The organism is Nocardioides sp. Soil777, from assembly GCF_001428425.1.
GTDB lineage: Bacteria > Actinomycetota > Actinomycetes > Propionibacteriales > Nocardioidaceae > Nocardioides > Nocardioides terrigena.
The window spans coordinates 368,408-384,747 of record NZ_LMSN01000019.1 but is presented as its reverse complement, the minus strand read 5'-3'; the positions used below and the strand labels follow the sequence as shown (position 1 = coordinate 384,747).

Annotated in this window: 16 protein-coding genes; 9 read left to right on the top strand and 7 right to left on the bottom strand. The window is 72.4% G+C overall.

All coding sequences use genetic code 11. The annotated features are described in order from the left end of the window. Positions 1-101 precede the first annotated feature (101 nt). Genes aroH through der form a run of 5 tightly spaced genes read left to right on the top strand, consistent with a single transcriptional unit; the run spans position 102 to position 4,353 of the window. Positions 102-488 carry a chorismate mutase gene (gene aroH / locus ASG88_RS20220; RefSeq protein WP_056889235.1) on the top strand — a complete coding sequence of 129 codons (387 nt, stop codon included), beginning with the start codon at positions 102-104 and terminating at the stop codon, positions 486-488. Next, positions 478-1,551, top strand: a complete 1,074-nt coding sequence (locus ASG88_RS23220; protein WP_056889234.1) for a prephenate dehydrogenase — start codon at positions 478-480, stop codon at positions 1,549-1,551. Before aroH ends, ASG88_RS23220 begins: the two co-directional genes overlap by 11 nt. A gap of 11 nt (positions 1,552-1,562) precedes the next feature. Then, positions 1,563-2,252: a (d)CMP kinase gene (gene cmk, locus ASG88_RS23215; RefSeq protein WP_157559848.1), complete on the top strand. Its 690-nt coding sequence runs from the start codon at positions 1,563-1,565 to the stop codon at positions 2,250-2,252. Continuing rightward, positions 2,249-2,995, top strand: coding sequence for a lysophospholipid acyltransferase family protein (locus ASG88_RS20205; RefSeq protein WP_056889232.1), 747 nt, complete (start codon positions 2,249-2,251; stop codon positions 2,993-2,995). Before cmk ends, ASG88_RS20205 begins: the two co-directional genes overlap by 4 nt. Further along, positions 2,992-4,353 (top strand): ribosome biogenesis GTPase Der, encoded by a 1,362-nt coding sequence (gene der, locus ASG88_RS20200; RefSeq protein ID WP_056889231.1) that lies wholly within the window; start codon positions 2,992-2,994, stop codon positions 4,351-4,353. The genes ASG88_RS20205 and der overlap by 4 nt, the downstream gene beginning before the upstream one ends. Positions 4,354-4,357: 4 nt before the next feature. Here the strand turns inward: der and ASG88_RS20195 are convergent, their stop codons facing one another. Continuing rightward, entirely contained in the window at positions 4,358-5,047 is a 690-nt protein-coding gene (locus ASG88_RS20195; protein ID WP_056889230.1) for a M23 family metallopeptidase, read from the bottom strand. Between the two features lie 112 nt (positions 5,048-5,159). After that, on the bottom strand, positions 5,160-5,375 hold the full coding sequence (locus ASG88_RS20190) for a hypothetical protein (protein ID WP_056889229.1): 216 nt from the start codon (positions 5,373-5,375) through the stop codon (positions 5,160-5,162). 121 nt (positions 5,376-5,496) lie between these two features. Between ASG88_RS20190 and ASG88_RS20185 the strand changes: the two genes are divergently transcribed. Further along, positions 5,497-6,330: a universal stress protein gene (locus ASG88_RS20185; RefSeq protein WP_056889228.1), complete on the top strand. Its 834-nt coding sequence runs from the start codon at positions 5,497-5,499 to the stop codon at positions 6,328-6,330. Positions 6,331-6,387: 57 nt separating this feature from the next. Here the strand turns inward: ASG88_RS20185 and ASG88_RS20180 are convergent, their stop codons facing one another. After that, entirely contained in the window at positions 6,388-7,188 is an 801-nt protein-coding gene (locus ASG88_RS20180) for an META domain-containing protein (RefSeq protein ID WP_056889227.1), read from the bottom strand. A gap of 236 nt (positions 7,189-7,424) precedes the next feature. Between ASG88_RS20180 and ASG88_RS20175 the strand changes: the two genes are divergently transcribed. Then, complete coding sequence (locus ASG88_RS20175; protein ID WP_056889226.1) at positions 7,425-7,925, top strand: hypothetical protein; 501 nt, start codon at positions 7,425-7,427, stop codon at positions 7,923-7,925. A gap of 3 nt (positions 7,926-7,928) precedes the next feature. Here ASG88_RS20175 and ASG88_RS20170 read toward each other — a convergent pair whose 3' ends face one another. From ASG88_RS20170 to glsA, 4 genes are all read right to left on the bottom strand, one after another. Further along, positions 7,929-9,722 (bottom strand): SLC13 family permease, encoded by a 1,794-nt coding sequence (locus ASG88_RS20170; RefSeq protein ID WP_056889290.1) that lies wholly within the window; start codon positions 9,720-9,722, stop codon positions 7,929-7,931. Positions 9,723-9,741: 19 nt separating this feature from the next. Beyond that, entirely contained in the window at positions 9,742-11,397 is a 1,656-nt protein-coding gene (locus ASG88_RS20165) for an AbgT family transporter (protein ID WP_056889225.1), read from the bottom strand. Beyond that, positions 11,394-12,908, bottom strand: a complete 1,515-nt coding sequence (locus tag ASG88_RS20160) for a leucyl aminopeptidase family protein (RefSeq protein ID WP_056889224.1) — start codon at positions 12,906-12,908, stop codon at positions 11,394-11,396. The genes ASG88_RS20165 and ASG88_RS20160 overlap by 4 nt, the downstream gene beginning before the upstream one ends. 105 nt (positions 12,909-13,013) lie before the next feature. Beyond that, positions 13,014-14,012, bottom strand: a complete 999-nt coding sequence (gene glsA / locus ASG88_RS20155) for a glutaminase A (protein WP_056889223.1) — start codon at positions 14,010-14,012, stop codon at positions 13,014-13,016. A gap of 180 nt (positions 14,013-14,192) precedes the next feature. Here glsA and ASG88_RS20150 point away from each other — a divergent pair, with 180 nt between their 5' ends. Both ASG88_RS20150 and ASG88_RS20145 read left to right on the top strand, forming a co-directional pair. Then, positions 14,193-14,684 (top strand): DUF1269 domain-containing protein, encoded by a 492-nt coding sequence (locus ASG88_RS20150; RefSeq protein WP_056889222.1) that lies wholly within the window; start codon positions 14,193-14,195, stop codon positions 14,682-14,684. 3 nt (positions 14,685-14,687) lie between these two features. Beyond that, entirely contained in the window at positions 14,688-16,337 is a 1,650-nt protein-coding gene (locus ASG88_RS20145) for an alpha/beta hydrolase (protein ID WP_082600792.1), read from the top strand. Positions 16,338-16,340 lie beyond the last annotated feature (3 nt).

Here is a 16,340-nt window from a genome sequence, read left to right as displayed (position 1 = left end):
GCCCCGGGCAGTGGCGGCCCCCGGACCGGTGAGACACGGTGCGGGGGCCGTCGCCGTCGTCGTTAGCCTTGCCGGGTTGACCGACGAGGAAGGGCAGGGACATGGCCGTGCGAGCCGTGCGAGGGGCGACCCAGCTCGACGAGGACACCCGCGAGCACATGCTGGACCGGGTGGCGGAGATGGTGCTCGACGTGATGGCGTCCAACGACCTGGAGGTCGACGACTTCATCTCGGTGATCTTCACCGCGACCAGCGACCTGGTCAGCGAGTTCCCCGCGTACGCCGCCCGTCGGCTCGGGTTCGGCGACGTCCCCCTCATCTGCGCCCGCGAGCTCGAGATCGCGGGCTCGATGCCGCGGGTGGTCCGCATGATGGCCCACGTGGAGACCGACCTGACCAAGGGCGAGGTGACGCACGTCTACCTGCACGGTGCCGCCAACCTGCGCCGCGACCTCACCAAGACCCGCGACGTCCCCGATGACCAGTGAGCTGACCGGCCCGGTCGAGGTCGTCGGCACCGGTCTCCTCGGCACCTCGATCGCCCTCGCCTGCCGCCGGGCGGGGCTCGAGGTCCTGCTCAGCGACGTCGCCCCCGAGCACGTGCGCACGGCGACCGGCCTCGGAGCCGGACGCGTACGACGCCCCGACGACCGACCGCAGCTGGTCGTCGTCGCCGTGCCGCCCGACCACCTCGCCGACGCGATCACCGCGGCCCTGGTGGCGGGCGACGCCGTCGTCACCGACGTCGGCTCGGTCAAGGCGGCCCCCCTGGCCGACGTGGCCGGTCGGGTCGATCCCGCGACGCTGACGCGGTACGTCGGGTCGCACCCGATGGCCGGCAGCGAGCGGTCCGGACCCCTCGCGGCCAGCGCGGCGCTCTTCGACGGACGGCCCTGGGCCGTGACCCCGCACCAGGGGGCCGACCACGCTGCGGTGGACCTCGTCGCCGCGCTGGTGCGGCTGTGCGGGGGAGTGGAGGCGCGGCTGGCCCCGGAGGAGCACGACCGCGCCGTCGCGCGCACCTCCCACCTGCCCCACCTCGCCGCCGTGCTCGTCGCCGGCCGCCTGCAGGGCGCACCCCCCGAGCACCTGGCCCTCTCGGGGCAGGGCGTCCGCGACGTGACCCGGGTCGCGGCCAGCGACCCGGCGCTCTGGCAGCAGATCCTGGGCGCCAACGCCGGTGCCGTCACCGACCTGCTGGGCGAGGTGCGCGAGCAGCTCGACGTGCTCATCGCCGCGGTCCGCGACAGCGACCGGGATGCACTGGAGACGATCCTCGGCGCCGGCGTGGCCGGCACCCTGGCCATCCCCGGCAAGCACGGCGGTCCGGTGCGCCCGATGCGCTCGGTCTTCGTGTCGGTGCCCGACCACCCCGGCGAGCTGGCCCGCCTCTTCGGCGATGCCGGAGAGATCGGGGTGAACATCGAGGACGTGCACATCGACCACGACCCCGGCCGCCCGGTCGGCCTCACCGAGCTCCTCGTCCTCGAGGACGAGGCCGAGCACCTGCTGGGTGCTCTGGAATCTCGTGGGTGGACCACTCACCGGTAGTCTCAGCGCTCGTGAGTTCCCTGCCTGTGAGTCCGTTGGTCGTGGCGATCGATGGACCCTCCGGCTCCGGCAAGTCGAGCACATCACGCGGCGTGGCCGCCCGCCTCGGGCTGGCCTACCTCGACACCGGGGCGATGTTCCGTGCGATGACCTGGTGGATGCTGCGCCACGGCGTCGACGTGCACGACCCCGCCGCCGTGGCCGCGCGCGTGCACGAGCCGGTGATCCGCTCGGGCACCGACCCGCTGGGGCCGACCATCGCCGTCGACGACGCGGACGTCGCCGTCGGCATCCGCTCCGACGAGGTCAACGCCGCGGTCAGCCCGGTCAGCGCCGTCCCCGAGGTGCGTGCCCTGCTGCTCGACCTCCAGCGCCGGATCATCGAGCAGGGCCTGGCCTCCGGCGGCATCGTCGTGGAGGGACGCGACATCGGCTCCGTCGTGGCCCCGGACGCGGCCGTCAAGGTCTACCTGTCCGCGGACCCCGCGGCCCGCGCCGCCCGCCGCGCCGCTGAGGCCGGTGGCGACGTCGCCGCGACCGAGCAGTCCCTGCTCGCCCGCGACCGCATCGACTCCGGCCGCGCCACCGCGCCCCTCGTGCGGGCCGACGGTGCCGTGCACATCGACACCACGCCGCACACCCTGGACGAGGTCGTCTCCCAGGTCGTGGCGCTGGTGGAGGCGGTCGAGGCAGACGCGTGACCGCCCTGCCCCGACCGAGCGAGGAGCATCCTCGCCGGGCCATGCTGCGCGGCCTGCGTCCCGTCCTCCGGGTGGGCGTCGGCCGCTGGTGGGACCTGCACGTCCACCAGCAGGACCTCGTCCCGGCCGACGGGCCGGTCGTCCTCGCCTGCAACCACGTCGGCTGGCTCGACGGGCCGCTGCTCGCGATCTGTGCGCCGCGTCCGGTCCACGCGCTCACCAAGCGCGAGATGTTCGACGGCCGGATGGGCGCCTTCCTGCGCGGGTCCGGACAGATCCCGCTGGATCGCTTCGGCGCGGACCCGGGGGCCGTGAAGGCCTGCCTGCGGGTGCTCGGTGACGGGGGAGCAGTGGGCATCTTCCCGGAGGGCACCCGCGGCCCCGGCACGTACGACACCTTCCACCACGGCGCGACGTACCTCGCGCTCGTCTCCGGCGCGCCCGTCGTGCCCGTGACGATGATCGGCACCCGGCTCCCGGGCGGCGGCACCTCGTCGCTCCCGCCGCGCGGAAGCCGGATCGACGTCGTCCTCGGCGAGCCGTGGCGCACCACACAGACCCCGTGGCCCCGCACCCGGGAACACACCCTCGCCACCTCAGCGTTGCTGTGGCAGCACCTGCGCGACGAGCAGTCGCGCGCGCTCTCCCTCACCGGGCGAGCCCTCCCCGGCCCCTTGCCGGCGGGAGACATCGAGGACGACCCCGACACCGGGTTCGTCGAGCACCACCAAGGAGCATCATGACCGAGTACGACGACGCCAGCGTCCCCGAGGAGCAGGTCACCGGCCCGACGCCGGTCCTCGCCGTGGTCGGCCGCCCCAACGTCGGCAAGTCGACGCTGGTCAACCGCATCATCGGCCGCCGCGAGGCAGTCGTGGAGGACCGTCCGGGCGTCACCCGGGACCGTGTCTCCTACGACGCCCACTGGAACGGCCGCGCCTTCACGGTGGTCGACACCGGCGGCTGGGACCCCGATGCCCGCGGCCTCGCCGAGCGGATCAAGGCCCAGGCCGAGGTGGCGGTGTCCCTCGCCGACGCGGTGCTCTTCGTGGTCGACGCGACGGTGGGCATCACCGACGCCGACGAGGCCGTCGTCCGGATCCTGCGCAAGAGCGGCAAGCCCGTCGTGCTGGCCGCCAACAAGACCGACGACCAGCGCACCGAGGCCGAGGCCCACGGCCTGTGGAACCTCGGTCTGGGCGAGCCTTTCCCGGTCTCGGCACTGCACGGCCGCGGGTCCGGCGACATGCTGGACGCGATCCTCCAGGCGCTCCCGGAGACCCCGGAGCAGTCCTTCGGCGAGGTCGGCGGCCCGCGCCGCATCGCCATCGTCGGCAAGCCCAACGTCGGCAAGTCGTCGCTGCTCAACCAGCTCGCCGGCGAGGACCGCGTGGTCGTCGACAACGTCGCCGGCACCACGGTGGACCCGGTGGACGAGCTGATCGACCTCGGCGGCACCACCTGGCGCTTCATCGACACCGCGGGCATCCGCAAGCGGGTCAAGGAGGCGTCCGGCCACGAGTACTACGCCTCCCTGCGCACCTCGACCGCGATCGACCGCGCCGAGGTCGCCGTCCTCGTCCTCGACGCCGGCCAGTCGGTGTCCGAGCAGGACATGCGGATCATCCAGACGATCCGCGACGCCGGCCGGGCGATGATCGTGGCCTTCAACAAGTGGGACCTCGTCGACGACGAGCGCCGCTACTACCTCGAGCGTGAGATCGAGCGGGACCTCGTGCAGGTGCAGTGGGCCCCGCGCATCAACATCACGGCGCGCACCGGCTGGCACGTCGACCGGCTGGTGCCGGCGCTCGACAAGGCCCTCGAGGGTTGGGAGACCCGGGTGCCGACCGGGGCGCTCAACACCTTCCTCGGTCGTCTGGTCGGGGAGCACCCGCACCCGGTGCGCAGCGGCAAGCAGCCCAAGATCCTGTTCGCGACGCAGCCCTCGACCTCGCCGCCCACGTTCATCCTCTTCACCAGCGGCAAGCTGGACGCGTCGTACGAGCGTTTCGTCGAGCGTCGCCTGCGTGAGCAGTTCGGCTTCGTGGGCACGCCCATCGTGATCCAGCAGCGGCCCCGCGAGAAGCGCAAGCGCTGACCCGTCAGGGAGTCATCCCGGCGGACGACAACCACGCGGCCGGGTCGGTCGCGCCGCTGCCGTCGGGGTGCACCTCGAGGTGCAGGTGCGGCCCGGTGCTGTTGCCGGTCGAGCCGACGAGGCCGATGAGCTCGCCGATCTCCACCACCTGGCCGGGGGAGACGAGTGCCGCCAGCTGGTGGCAGTACCAGACGTCGGTGCCGTCCTCGAGGGTGATGACCGTCCGGAGGCCGTAGGGGCCCGCGTCGGCGACCTCGGTCACGGTCGCGTCAGCGACCGCGACCAGGTCGGTGCCGGACGACGCCCCGAAGTCCAGCCCGGTGTGGTCGGCCTCCCAGAGCGGACCGCTCGCGCCGAAGCCGGCCGACAGGTGGTAGTCGTGGATGGGCAGGATCGTCTCGAGCTCGGTGAGGTCCCCGGTGTAGCCCAGGGCCCGGAGCCTGTCGGAGCGCACCTGCTCGACCCGAGCGTGCTGCTCGGCGACCGCGAACATCGCCGCCAGGGCCTGCTCGCGCCGGTCCACCTGCTTCTCCAGTGCGACGTCGAGACGCGAGACGCTCACGACGGCGACCTCGGTGGCCGCCTCCGGCGAGGCGTACGACGGCGCGGCGAGGGCAGGGCTCAGCAGAAACAGGAGTGTGCCGAGCAGGAGCCCGGCGCCGGCGGCTGGGCGCACGGCAACGAGGTTCGACATGGTGGACCCCCCGGACCGTGGACGAGGCTCCATGGTGCGCGCGGACCCGCGGCGTCCTCAGCCGAACGGACAGATCCCCCGGTGTGGTCTGGACCTCGGAGGGGTCAGGAGGTCACTCGGACGGCTCGGGGACGTCCACGCCCACGTCGGCGCAGTCGACCTCGGGGTTGACGCCGAAGTAGTTGAGGGGACCGGCGACGACGGTGAGGGCGATGTTGCTCGCCTCGGCGCAGTTGGTGTCGGTGTCGGAGAAGTAGTCGCGCTGGTAGGCCGCGAAGGCTCCGATGACGAGCCACACGACGATGAGCAGCGACAGGATCTTGGACATGACCGGAACCTAGGTCCCCCGGGTGGGCGTGTCCAGACCCCGTGGGGTGGGGGACCGACGCCCGAGCGGACCGGGACCATCGACCCTGCCCGGCGTGCGCCGGCGGGCGGACAGTGGGGGCATGACGACGAACCAACCGGTCCTGGTGGCGTACGACGGCTCCGAGGACGCCGAGCGCGCCCTGATCTGGGCCGCCCACGAGTCCCTCCGGACCGGCTCGCCGCTGCGGGTGGTGACGATCGACGACGTGTCCACGTCGCCGTGGGGCGGCGAGATCTGGGTGCGCGACCCCGAGATGGTCGCGCACGCCGAGGCGGTGCTGGGCGACCTGGGGGTCGAGGACGGTGTCGTCGAGCGCCGGGTCGGCAACGTCGCGAGCACGCTGCTGGACATGTCCGAGTCGGCGTCGCTGGTCGTCCTCGGCAGCAACGGGCGCGGCCGGGTCCCCGAGACGTTCCTCGGGTCGGTGAGCCAGCACGTGGCGCGCCACGCAGTGTGTCCCGTGGTCGTCGTACGCCCGCCGAGGAGACGCGACGCGGGGCGGATCGTGGTCGGGCTCGACGGCTCCGCGATGAGCGAGGCGGCCTTGGACTACGCCTGCCGGCGGGCCGAGGGGACGGGGGAGATCGTGGTGGCGATCCACGGCTGGAAGGTGCACACGCCCTCGACCGACGTCTTCAGCAGCACGGCTCGGTCCGTGACCGACACCCTGGAGGAGAAGCAGGTGCTCCTGGGAGAGAGCATCGCGGGCATGCGGGGTGCCTACCCGGACGTCGTGGTGGTCAGCGAGGCGATCCCCGTCGCCCCCGGCGACGCGCTGGTCGATGCGTCCTCCAACGCCTCGCTCGTGGTGGTGGGCTCCCGTGGTCGTGGCTTCTTCAGCGGGTTGCTGCTCGGATCGGTCAGCCAGGACGTGCTGCACCGCGCCCACTGTCCGGTCGCGATCGTGCGCTGACGGGTGACGGCCTGCCGTACGCCGCCCGGCGACGTGTCGGCGTGGGGCTGAGCCCGCTCAGGTGATCTGGAAGACGAGTCCGGCGCCGTCCTTGACGAGGACCAGGACGGAGCCGTCGTAGCGCAGGTAGTCGGACCGCCCGTCCACGACGGACAGCACGATCTGCTCGACGCTGCTGGTGGGCTCCGGGCAGGCGGCGCGCGTGGTCGTCGGGGGCGCGAAGGTCACGGAGACCGAGTCGACGGTGACCCTGGTGCGGCCGGTGTTGCAGCCGGTGTCGAGGCGGGCGAGGCCGTCGTCCCCCACGACGAGGCGGGGGGTGCGGACCCGCGGGGGGACGCGCGACGTCGTGCCGTCGGAGATGGTCCCCACCACCGACCAGGTGCGGCCCAGGAGGGTCTCGAGATCGGCCTGGGGCTCCGGCTCCATCGCGATGGTCACGTCGTCGACGGCGAGGTCGAGGTTCGCGCCGTCCGTGGTGGCCGTGAGCCCGGCGAGGAACAGGTCGCGCAGCCACTCGTCCTGGACCGCGAGGTCCTCCTCGCACCCGATCATCGTGGAGGCCGGCTCGTGGCTCCACCGCAGGACGCCGTCCTCCGCCACGAAGGCGCCGAACATCGTGTTGCACCCGGCCCAGACGGACATCGTGTCGTCGGCGAACCCGAGCTTGATGGTGGAGTCCTCCAGCATGTCGTGGCCCTCCACCTCGGTGGAGACGAAGGAGCCGAGCTCCAGGAACGCGGCGTCGGCGCTGAGCGGTGTGGCGTCCGAGGAGGGCTCGGTGTCCGCGGCGTCGTCTTCTCCGCAGGCACCGACGAGGCTGGTCACGACGGCGAGCAGGGCTCCTGTGGTGGCCACGCGCGCACGTCGTGGGGGGCTCGTCCGGAGGCTGGTGGGTCGCGAGCTCGGCATCGACACGGGGATCGTCCTCCCTCGGGGTGGGCGCCACGGTGCGCCCGGGTCACCAACCTCCTGCGAGTCGACGCGGACGACCTCACGGGAATCGGGTGAGGCGTGCCCCGCGGCGGATGCCTAGCGTCGAGACGGGCCGCGGACCGTCCGCGGAAGGTGCCCACCGACCCCCAGGACTCCTCGTGAACAAGGCCGTGCTGAACTCATTGACCGAGCCGGAGAGCGCGCTGGTGCGGGAGACCGAGCCCGCCGAGCTGCAGGAGCTCGACGAGGACCAGCTCCTCGCGCTCCACACCCGCGTGCAGCGGGCACGCACCAAGCACGTCAAGGTCTACCGGCGGGGCGCCAGCGCCGCGGTGGGCGAGGTCGGTGCCCGCGGGTCGTCGTACAAGCGCCAGCAGCGCGCCCGCGACAAGGCCGAGATCTTCGAGGGGCTGCTGTCGCGGGTGAGCAGGCAGCTCGCGGTGGTGTCCAAGCGTGCCTCCGACGACCTGCGTGCCGAGCGCATCGCCGAGGCACGGGCCGCGAAGGGCGGCGGACCGGAGCAGCAGGCGGTCGCGAAGCAGGCCGCATCGGTGCCGAGCACCCGCCGCGCGTCGGTCCGGACGACGGGCGGCGTCAAGAAGGACGCCTCCTCCCAGGCCAAGGGCGCACGCCGCCAGAAGGCGCGCGACTCGCGCTGACGCCTAGAGCCTCCACACGAGCGGCACGACGGTCAGGCTCACCACGAACCACCAGACCATGATCGGCAGCCCGAGCTTCCAGTAGTCGCCGAAGCGGTAGCCCCCGGGACTCATGATCATCATGTTGCCGGGGGTGGAGATGGGGGTGAGCAGCGCGGCGCAGCCGGCGATGGCCACGACCATCAGGACCGGCTTGGCCGACGTGCCCGTCGCCTCGGCGGCCGCGAGCGCGATCGGCACCACGACCAGGACCGTCGCGGTGTTGCTCACCACCTGCCCCAGCGACGCGGTCAGGAGGAAGAGGACCGCGAGGAGGACGTAGGGACGCCCGCTGCCGACCGCGTCGATGAGCACGGAGGCCACGCGGTCCGCGGCGCCGCTCGTCTGGATCGCGGTCGAGAGGGGGATGAGCGCCCCGACCAGCACCACCGTCTGCCAGGAGACCGATCCGTAGGCCTGGGCGACGCCGACCACCCGCAGCAGCACGAGGGACACTGCGGCGACGAGCCCGGCGATCGCCGGGGGCACCTGCCCCGAGCCGAGCATGACGACCAGCGCGGCGAGCACCAGCACGGCGCGTGTCGCCCGGGCGCCCCAGGGGACGGTCTGCCGGCGCACCAGGTCGGGGGAGTCGACCAGCAGGACGTCGCGGTCCCGGTTGAGCTGGTCCAGGGCCGACCACCGGCCGTGCAGCAGGATGGCATCGCCCTCGGCGAGCTCGACGGGTCCGTCGCCCAGGTCCTTGCCGAGCCGTTGGGTGGCCAGGATGACCAGCGCGTTCTCGCGCTCCATGCCGCGGTGGACACGCTCGCCCACCAGCCGCGACCGGGGCGGTACGACGACCTCCGCCACGCCCGCCTCGCGGGTCATCAGGTCCCGGGCGTCGCCGATCCCGACCATGCCCACTGCCAGCCCGTGCTCGACGGCGAAGCGGGTGACGTCGTGGGCGGGGCCGGTCACGACCAGGGTGTCGTCGTCCCCCACGAGCCCGACGACCGCCCGTCCGTCGGGGGACTCGACGGCGACGACCCGGACGGAGGCGCCGTCGCCCAGGCTGCCCGCGGGGCCCTGGCCGATGAGGTCGGAGCGTGAGCGCACGCGCAGGCGGTAGAAGCCGTCGGTGAGCTGGTACTGCGACTCCAGGGTGTCGGCATGGCCGGTCAGGTCGGGAGGTGAGTGCTCGGGCACCCGGCGGGGCAGCAGCCGGGGGCCGAGCAGGACGCAGAGCAGCACGGTGCCGGCCAGCAGCGGGATCCCGACCAGCGCGAAGGAGAAGAAGGGGAACGGTCCCTCGCCCGCGTCGCGGGCCGCCTCGGACACGATCACGTTGACCGGGCTGCTCATCAGCATGAGCATCCCGCCGGCGCTGCCGGCGAACGCGACGGGCATGAGCAGCTGGCTGGGGGAGAGCCCGAGGCGGTGGGCGATCAGCACGACGAGGGGGAGCAGGGCGGCGACCGCGCCGTTGAGGGTGATGAGCGACGTGAGCAGTGCCGAGAGCAGGCACACCGCGACCAGCACCCGGGTGGCGCCCGTCCCGGCGTGGTCGAGGAGCCAGCGTCCCGCCCACGTCGTCACCCCGGTCGAGTCGATGGCCTCGCTGACCACGAAGAGCGTGGCGATGAAGATGACCACCGGGTCCCCGAAGCCGGCGACCGCCTCGTCGGTGCTCACCAGGCCGGTGGCCCACAGGGCCAGGGCCGCCAGGATCGCGACCGCTCCCACCGGGAGCCGGTTCCACACGAAGAGGCCGACGACCACGGCCAGGACCACGAGCGCCGTGGTGGCGTCGTCCATCACCATCCCGCCCGGGGCCCTAGTCGAGCTGGACCGGGGATCCCGGGCCCCAAGGGATGTCCAGCAGGTACCAGCCGGTGAAGAGGAGCGTCCAGGTGACCAGCACGACGACGGTGTACGGGATCATCATCGAGATGACGGTGCCCATGCCGGCCGAGGCGCGGTAGCGCTGGCAGACCAGGATGATGAACGGCAGGTAGACCATCAGGGGCGTGATCACGTTGACCGGGCCGTCCCCCACCCGGTAGGCCGCGAGCACGGTCTGCGGCGCGATCCCGAGGTTGTAGAAGAGCGGGATGAAGATGGGCGCGATGATCGCCCACTTGGGGATGACCCCCGGCATGATCATGTCGATCACGACGACCAGCAGGATGAATCCGATCAGCAGCGGCAGCGCCCCGATGTCGGCCCGGCCCAGCAGGTCCGCGAGCTGGGTGGCGACCACGTTGGAGATGTTGGAGTAGTTGAAGAACGCGATGAACTGGGCGATCAGCAGCATCAGGAAGATGAGCCCGCCCAGGCCGTTGAAGGTCTTGATGATCGCGTTGATGACGTTGGTGGCACCCGTCAGGCTGCCCGAGCCCGCGCCGTACCCCAGCCCGGCCGCGAGGAACAGCATGGAGATGATAAAGAGCAGGCTGCTCATGAACGGGGAGCTGCCGAAGATCTCGCCGGTCTCGGGGTTGCGCAGCGGCGCGTTCGGCAGGAACGTCAGCGCCGAGATGATCGCGATGGCCACGAGGCTGTAGATCCCGGCCATCCGCAGCCCGCGCGACTCGTGCGAGAGCTCGTCCCCGGACGGGACGTGGTCCACGGGTGCGTCCGCCGGGCGCTCGGCCGGGTCCCACGCGCCGGCGCGGGGCTCGATGTAGCGCTCGGTGAGGATCGTCATCACGACGGCGGTGAAGAGCGTCGACACGATCGCGAAGTAGAAGTTGTTGGTGACGTTGAGCGGCTCGGCGTTGGGCGCCACCCCGGCCATGATCTCGTTGGTGACCTCGGTGATGATCCCGTCCGCCGGCGTGATCAGAAGGTTGACGAAGAACGACGCGCTGACGCCGGCGTACGCCGCGGCGATGCCGACGAGCGGGTTGCGTCCCAGGCTGGCGAACGCAGCGGCCCCGAGGGGGATGAGCACGAGGTAGCCCGCGTCGGAGGCGACGCTGGAGATGCCGCCCAGCAGCACGATGATGAAGGTGATCGCACCTGCCGGGGCGACCTGGACCATCTTGCGGATCAGCGCCGCGATGAGTCCTGCCTCCTCGGCGACGCCGACGCCGATCATCGCGACGAGGATGACCGCGACCACGCCGAAGTCGTTGAAGTTCTGCACGGCCGTGGTGAAGATGTAGCGGATCCCGTCGCCGGACAGGAGGCTCTCGACCTCGATCGTCTCGGTCCGGACGGTGTACTCCGGGATCGTCTCCTCGGGCTCGTGGTCCAGCGAGGGGTAGGACGTGCCGCCGTTGTACTCCTGGCTGACCGTGGTGTCCTCCGGCTCGGCCACCTCGGTGGTCACGCTCACGTCGGCCCAGGCGAGGATCGCCGACAGCACGATCACGCCGACGATCAGCGCCAGGAAGATGATGGCGGGGTGGGGCACCTTGTTGCCGACCCGCTCGATCCAGCCGAGGAACCCTCCGGAGGACTTCTCCGCGGCCGCCGCGGTGCTCACGGCTCGGACCGGGGTGACGCGAACCGGGTGGCCAGCTCGACGAGCAGGAGTGCGCCGAATCCGCTGGCGCCCTTGTTGCGCCACGTCCGCACCGCCGGCTGCTGGGCGGTGCCGGCGATATCGACGTGTGCCCACGGGATCCCGTCGACGAACTCCTCCAGGAAGAGCCCGGCGGTGATGGATCCGGCGTTGACCCCGCCCATGTTGGTCATGTCCGCGATGGGGGACTCGAGCTGCGCGCGGTAGGGGCGGTGCAGCGGGAGCTCCCAGAGGGGCTCGTCGGTGGCCGCCCCCGCGCGCTTGAGCTGGTCGACGAGCCCGGGGTCGTTGCCCATCACCCCGGCCACGTCGACGCCGAAGGTCCGCAGGCAGGCGCCGGTCAGCGTGGCGATGTCCACCACGGCGTCCACTCCGTCCTCGACCGCGAGGCACAACCCGTCGGCCATGACGAGGCGCCCCTCGGCGTCGGTGTTGAGGACCTCGACCGTCTTGCCGTTGCGCATCCGCAGCACGTCGCCGAGCTTCATCGCCGAGCCCGACGGCATGTTGTCGGTGCAGCACAGGTACGCCGTCACGGCGGTCGTGCACCCCACGTCGCGCAGGGCCGTCATGGCACCGAGGATCGCGGCTGCCCCGGTCATGTCGTTCTTCATCTGCGCGTGGGACTCGTCGCTCGGCTTGAGGCTGATGCCTCCCGAGTCGTACATGATCCCCTTGCCCACCAGCCCGAGGTGGCCGCTGGGGGAGTCGGGGCGGTAGCTGATCTTGATCAGGCAGGGTTCCTCGACGCTGCCCCGGTTGACCCCGAGGATGCCGCCGCAGCCCATCTCGTGCAGCTGCTGGCGGTCGAAGAGCTCGACGTCCAGGTCGGCCAGCGGCGCGACCTGCTGGGCGACCTCGCCCATCCGCTCGGCCGAGAGGGTGCTGGCGGGGCAGTTGGAGAGGTCGCGGCTGATCGCCGCGGCCCGGGCCGTCACCCGGCCGCGCTCGACGCCGGCGCGGACCTCGTCCACCTGGGCCGACCCGGCGACGATGGTGAGCGAGGCGAGCGTCGGCTCGTCGCCCCCGGCACCCACGAAGAAGCGCCAGCGCGCGAGCAGCACACCCTCGACGACGGCCTGGGCGAAGTCGGCGGGGGACAGGGCGAGCTCCCCGTCGGCCAGCTCCACGGCCAGCGTGTGGTGCTGCGGCACGGCACGCGCGAACGTCGCCGCCAGGTCCCGCACCCGCGTCGCGTCCACGGTGCTCGCGTCGCCGACGCCCAGGGCGACGAGGGCGCGCCCGTCGGGGCCCGGCAGGACCGCGGCCTGGCCCGGGGCCGCGGTGAAGCCGACGGCGTGGAGCTGGCTCCAGTCGGTCCCGAGGTCCGCCGGTGGGCGGTCGCCCTCGATGACGGGTACGGCGAGAGCGGCGGCGTCCGAGACCGGGGGGAGCTCCTCGACGACGTGGATGTCCACGCGCGCGCTGAGGGTGGGGACCGGGTCGATGTCGCGGGGTGCGGGACTGCTCACCGTGGAACTCCGTTCGGGCCGGTGGACTCACGCTGAGACTCCCGGCTCCACACCTGGGGGTGCTCCCCCGAATCGGGCGATCTGCGAGGGCCGGTCGACGGCCGGTCACCGGGCCGGAGGGACGGCCTCGGAGGCCAGAAGGTCGAGCCCGAGCCGGCGGGCGAGATAGCGGGCCGCGAGCTGGCCCCGGACGCTGTTGCCGGCGGCGTCCAGCAGGGGGGAGAACGTGGCCAGCGCCCCCTTGCCGGGAGACACCGTCACCAGCCCCCCGCCGATCCCGCTCTTGCCGGGCATCCCCACGTCGAAGAGCCAGTCGCCGGACGTCTCGTACATCCCCGCGATCGTCATCACGGCCAGCGCGGCGTGCGCGATCTCCGCGTCGACGACCTGGACGCCGGTGACCGGGTTGGTGCCGCCGTCGGCGAGGGTGGCGCCCATGACGGCGAGGTCGACGGCCGTGACGGCGAGGCAGCTCTGCCGGGTGTAGACCTCCACGGCGTCGGCGGGGTCGCCCTCCACGGCCCCCGCGGCGACGAGCATGTTGGCGAGCGCCCGGTTGCGGTGGTTGCTGGTGAGCGCGGAGGCGAGGGTCGCCTCGTCCATCTCGAGGCGCCTCCCCGCGAAGCGGCACAGGCCCTCGTGGACCGTCGCCCAGCGCTCCTCGACGTCGCGCCCGGCCACCAGGCTGGTGGTGGCGATGGCCCCGGCGTTGACCATCGGGTTGGTGCGACCCGATGGGTCCCGCTCCACGGGGACGGTCGAGTTGAAGGCCATGTCGGTGGCGTTGACGCCGACCACGCGGCGTACGTGCTCGACACCGCGCAGCTCGCAGGCGAGGGCGAAGACGAAGGGCTTGGTCACGCTCATCACCGGGAACGGGACCCGGGCGTCCCCGACCTCGACGAGGTCCCCGGAGGTCGACACCACGCTGAGGCCGAAGAGGTCGGGGTCCGCCATGGCCAGGGCGGGGTAGACCGCGGACAGCGACCCCTCGTCGACCGAGCCGTAGAGCTCGTGGGCCTCCTCGACCCGGGCGCGCGTGGTCCCCGCCGCGGGCAGGCGGCCGGCCGAGACGTACCGCTCCCCGAGCCCGAACGTGGACATGTCGGCGTACCTCCGTCGGCCGCGGGAACGGGTGGCGCCCACGATCCCCGATGCGGGTCCGCACACGCACCCCTGATTCGGGTGAGCGTGCCCGACGTACCTCTCACCCGGTTAGGGGGAGACCCCGACCGCGTGGCGACGGCACGATGCGAGGACTGCACAGCAACGGGAGGGAACACCATGGGAACACTCACGGTCTGGAAGTTCGACTCGGCAGACGGGGCCGACGAGGCGACCGGGATCCTGCGCGACCTGGCCAGCAAGAACCTGATCACCATCCACGATGCCGCCACCGTGCGCTGGGAGACCGGGAAGAAGAAGCCCAAGACGCGTCAGCTCAACAACCTCGCGGGTGCGGGTGCCCTCGGAGGAGCCTTCTGGGGGATGCTCTTCGGCCTGATCTTCTTCGTGCCCCTGCTGGGCGCCGCGATCGGAGCCGCCACCGGGGCCCTCGCGGGCTCGCTCGGCGACGTCGGCATCGACGACGGCTTCATCAACCGCGTCCGTGACGAGGTGACGCCGGGGACGTCGGCCCTGTTCGTCCTGTCCTCCGACGCGGTCATGGACAAGGTCCGCGACGCCTTCGCCGGGTCGCAGCCCGAGCTCATCTTCACCAACCTGAGCGACGAGCAGGAGAGCGCCATCCGCGAGGTCTTCGCCGAGCAGGACTGACCCGTGCCACGGACGGGCACCCGCAGGTTCGGGGTGGGGGACTACACGCTGCCCGGACTCTGGGTGGCGCTGGTCCTCGCGTGCCTGTCCTTCACCCCGTCCCTCCTGCCCCGGCCGGCGGCCTTCCAGGGTGCCGTGGTCGGCATCGACGCGGCCCTGGGCTACGGCTTGGGGGTGCTGGGGGCCTTCGTGTGGCGCGAGTTCGCCGACCGCGGGCCGCGCGAGCTGTCGGAGCGGGCCCGCCGGGTGTGGCGGGTGGTCGCCGTCCTGGCCCTCGTCGGCGCCACCCTGGTGGGTCGGCGCTGGCACGTGCAGGCGAGCCGGATCGTCGACGCGGAGCCGGAGAGCGCCTGGGCGACCTTGCTCGTGCCCCTGGTCGGGGGCGCCGTCTTCGTGCTGCTGGTCGCCCTCGGTCGGGCGATCGGCAACCTGTACGGACGGGTGTCCACGTGGCTCGCCCGACGGATGGGTGAGCGGGCCGCGCGGGCAACGGGCCTGCTGGCGCTCGTGTCCGTGACCGTGCTGCTCGCCAGCGGCGTCCTCTGGGACGCGTCCATGCGGTTCGCCGACCGCGTCTACGCGACCCTCGACGGCTCGACACCGGACGGCGCCACCCAGCCGAGCACCGGGTTGCGGTCGGGCGGGCCGGGCTCACTGGTGGAGTGGGACAGCCTCGGCCGGGAGGGCAGGTCGTTCACGGGCCGCGGGCCGACCAGCGCGGAGATCTCTGCGTTCCACGACGGGGAGCCGGCGCTGGACCCGATCCGGATCTACGCCGGGCTGTCGTCGGCCGACGACACCGAGCAGCGCGCCGACCTGGCCGTCCGGGACCTGTGGCGGGCGGGCGGCTTCGAGCGCGAGAGCCTCCTCGTCGTCACGGCCACCGGCACCGGGTGGGTGGAGCCGAGCGCCGCCGGGAGCTTCGAGTACCTCACCCGCGGCGACTCGGCCGTGGTCTCCATGCAGTACTCCCATCTCCCGTCGTGGCTCTCGTTCCTGGTCGACCAGGAGAAGGCACGCGAGGCCGGTCGGGGGCTCTTCGACGCCGTCTACGAGCGCTGGTCGCGCATGCCGCCGGAGGAGCGACCCCGACTGTTCGTCTTCGGCGAGAGCCTCGGGTCCTTCGGCGGGGAGACGGCCTTCAGCGGGGAGTTCGACCTGCGCAACCGGCTCGACGGCGCCCTGTTCGTCGGTCCGCCCAACTTCAATCCGCTCTACCGCGACTTCGTCGAGGGGCGGGACCCCGGCAGCAAGGAGGTGGAGCCGGTCTACCGCGCGGGGCGCACGATCCGCTTCACGACCCTGCCGGCGCGATCCATCGAGCCGCAGTCGGCGTGGCCGGGCACCCGGGTCCTGTACATGCAGCACGCGTCGGACCCCGTCACGTGGTGGAGTCCCGACCTGATCCTGAGCAAGCCCGACTGGCTCGACGAGCCGCGCGGTCGCGACGTCCTCGAGGACACCCGCTGGATCCCGCTCGTCACCTTCTGGCAGGTCTCGGTCGATCTCGCCCTCGGCTTCTCGACCACGCCCGGTCACGGGCACAACTTCAGCGGCGAGCACGTGGACGGCTGGGCGGCCGTCCTGGGGATCGACGACCTGGGTGAGGACGACGCCGAGGCGCTCCGTCAGGTCTTCCGGCGCGAGCAGTGACGT

Coding starts and splice junctions, on each gene's coding strand:
- ASG88_RS23220 (WP_056889234.1), top strand. CDS start 478: ATGACCAGTGAGCTGACCGGCCCGGTCGAGGTCGTCGGCACCGGTCTC.
- ASG88_RS20150 (WP_056889222.1), top strand. CDS start 14,193: ATGGGAACACTCACGGTCTGGAAGTTCGACTCGGCAGACGGGGCCGAC.
- der (WP_056889231.1), top strand. CDS start 2,992: ATGACCGAGTACGACGACGCCAGCGTCCCCGAGGAGCAGGTCACCGGC.
- ASG88_RS20185 (WP_056889228.1), top strand. CDS start 5,497: ATGACGACGAACCAACCGGTCCTGGTGGCGTACGACGGCTCCGAGGAC.
- ASG88_RS20170 (WP_056889290.1), bottom strand. CDS start 9,722: ATGGACGACGCCACCACGGCGCTCGTGGTCCTGGCCGTGGTCGTCGGC.
- ASG88_RS20195 (WP_056889230.1), bottom strand. CDS start 5,047: ATGTCGAACCTCGTTGCCGTGCGCCCAGCCGCCGGCGCCGGGCTCCTG.
- aroH (WP_056889235.1), top strand. CDS start 102: ATGGCCGTGCGAGCCGTGCGAGGGGCGACCCAGCTCGACGAGGACACC.
- ASG88_RS20190 (WP_056889229.1), bottom strand. CDS start 5,375: ATGTCCAAGATCCTGTCGCTGCTCATCGTCGTGTGGCTCGTCATCGGA.
- glsA (WP_056889223.1), bottom strand. CDS start 14,012: ATGTCCACGTTCGGGCTCGGGGAGCGGTACGTCTCGGCCGGCCGCCTG.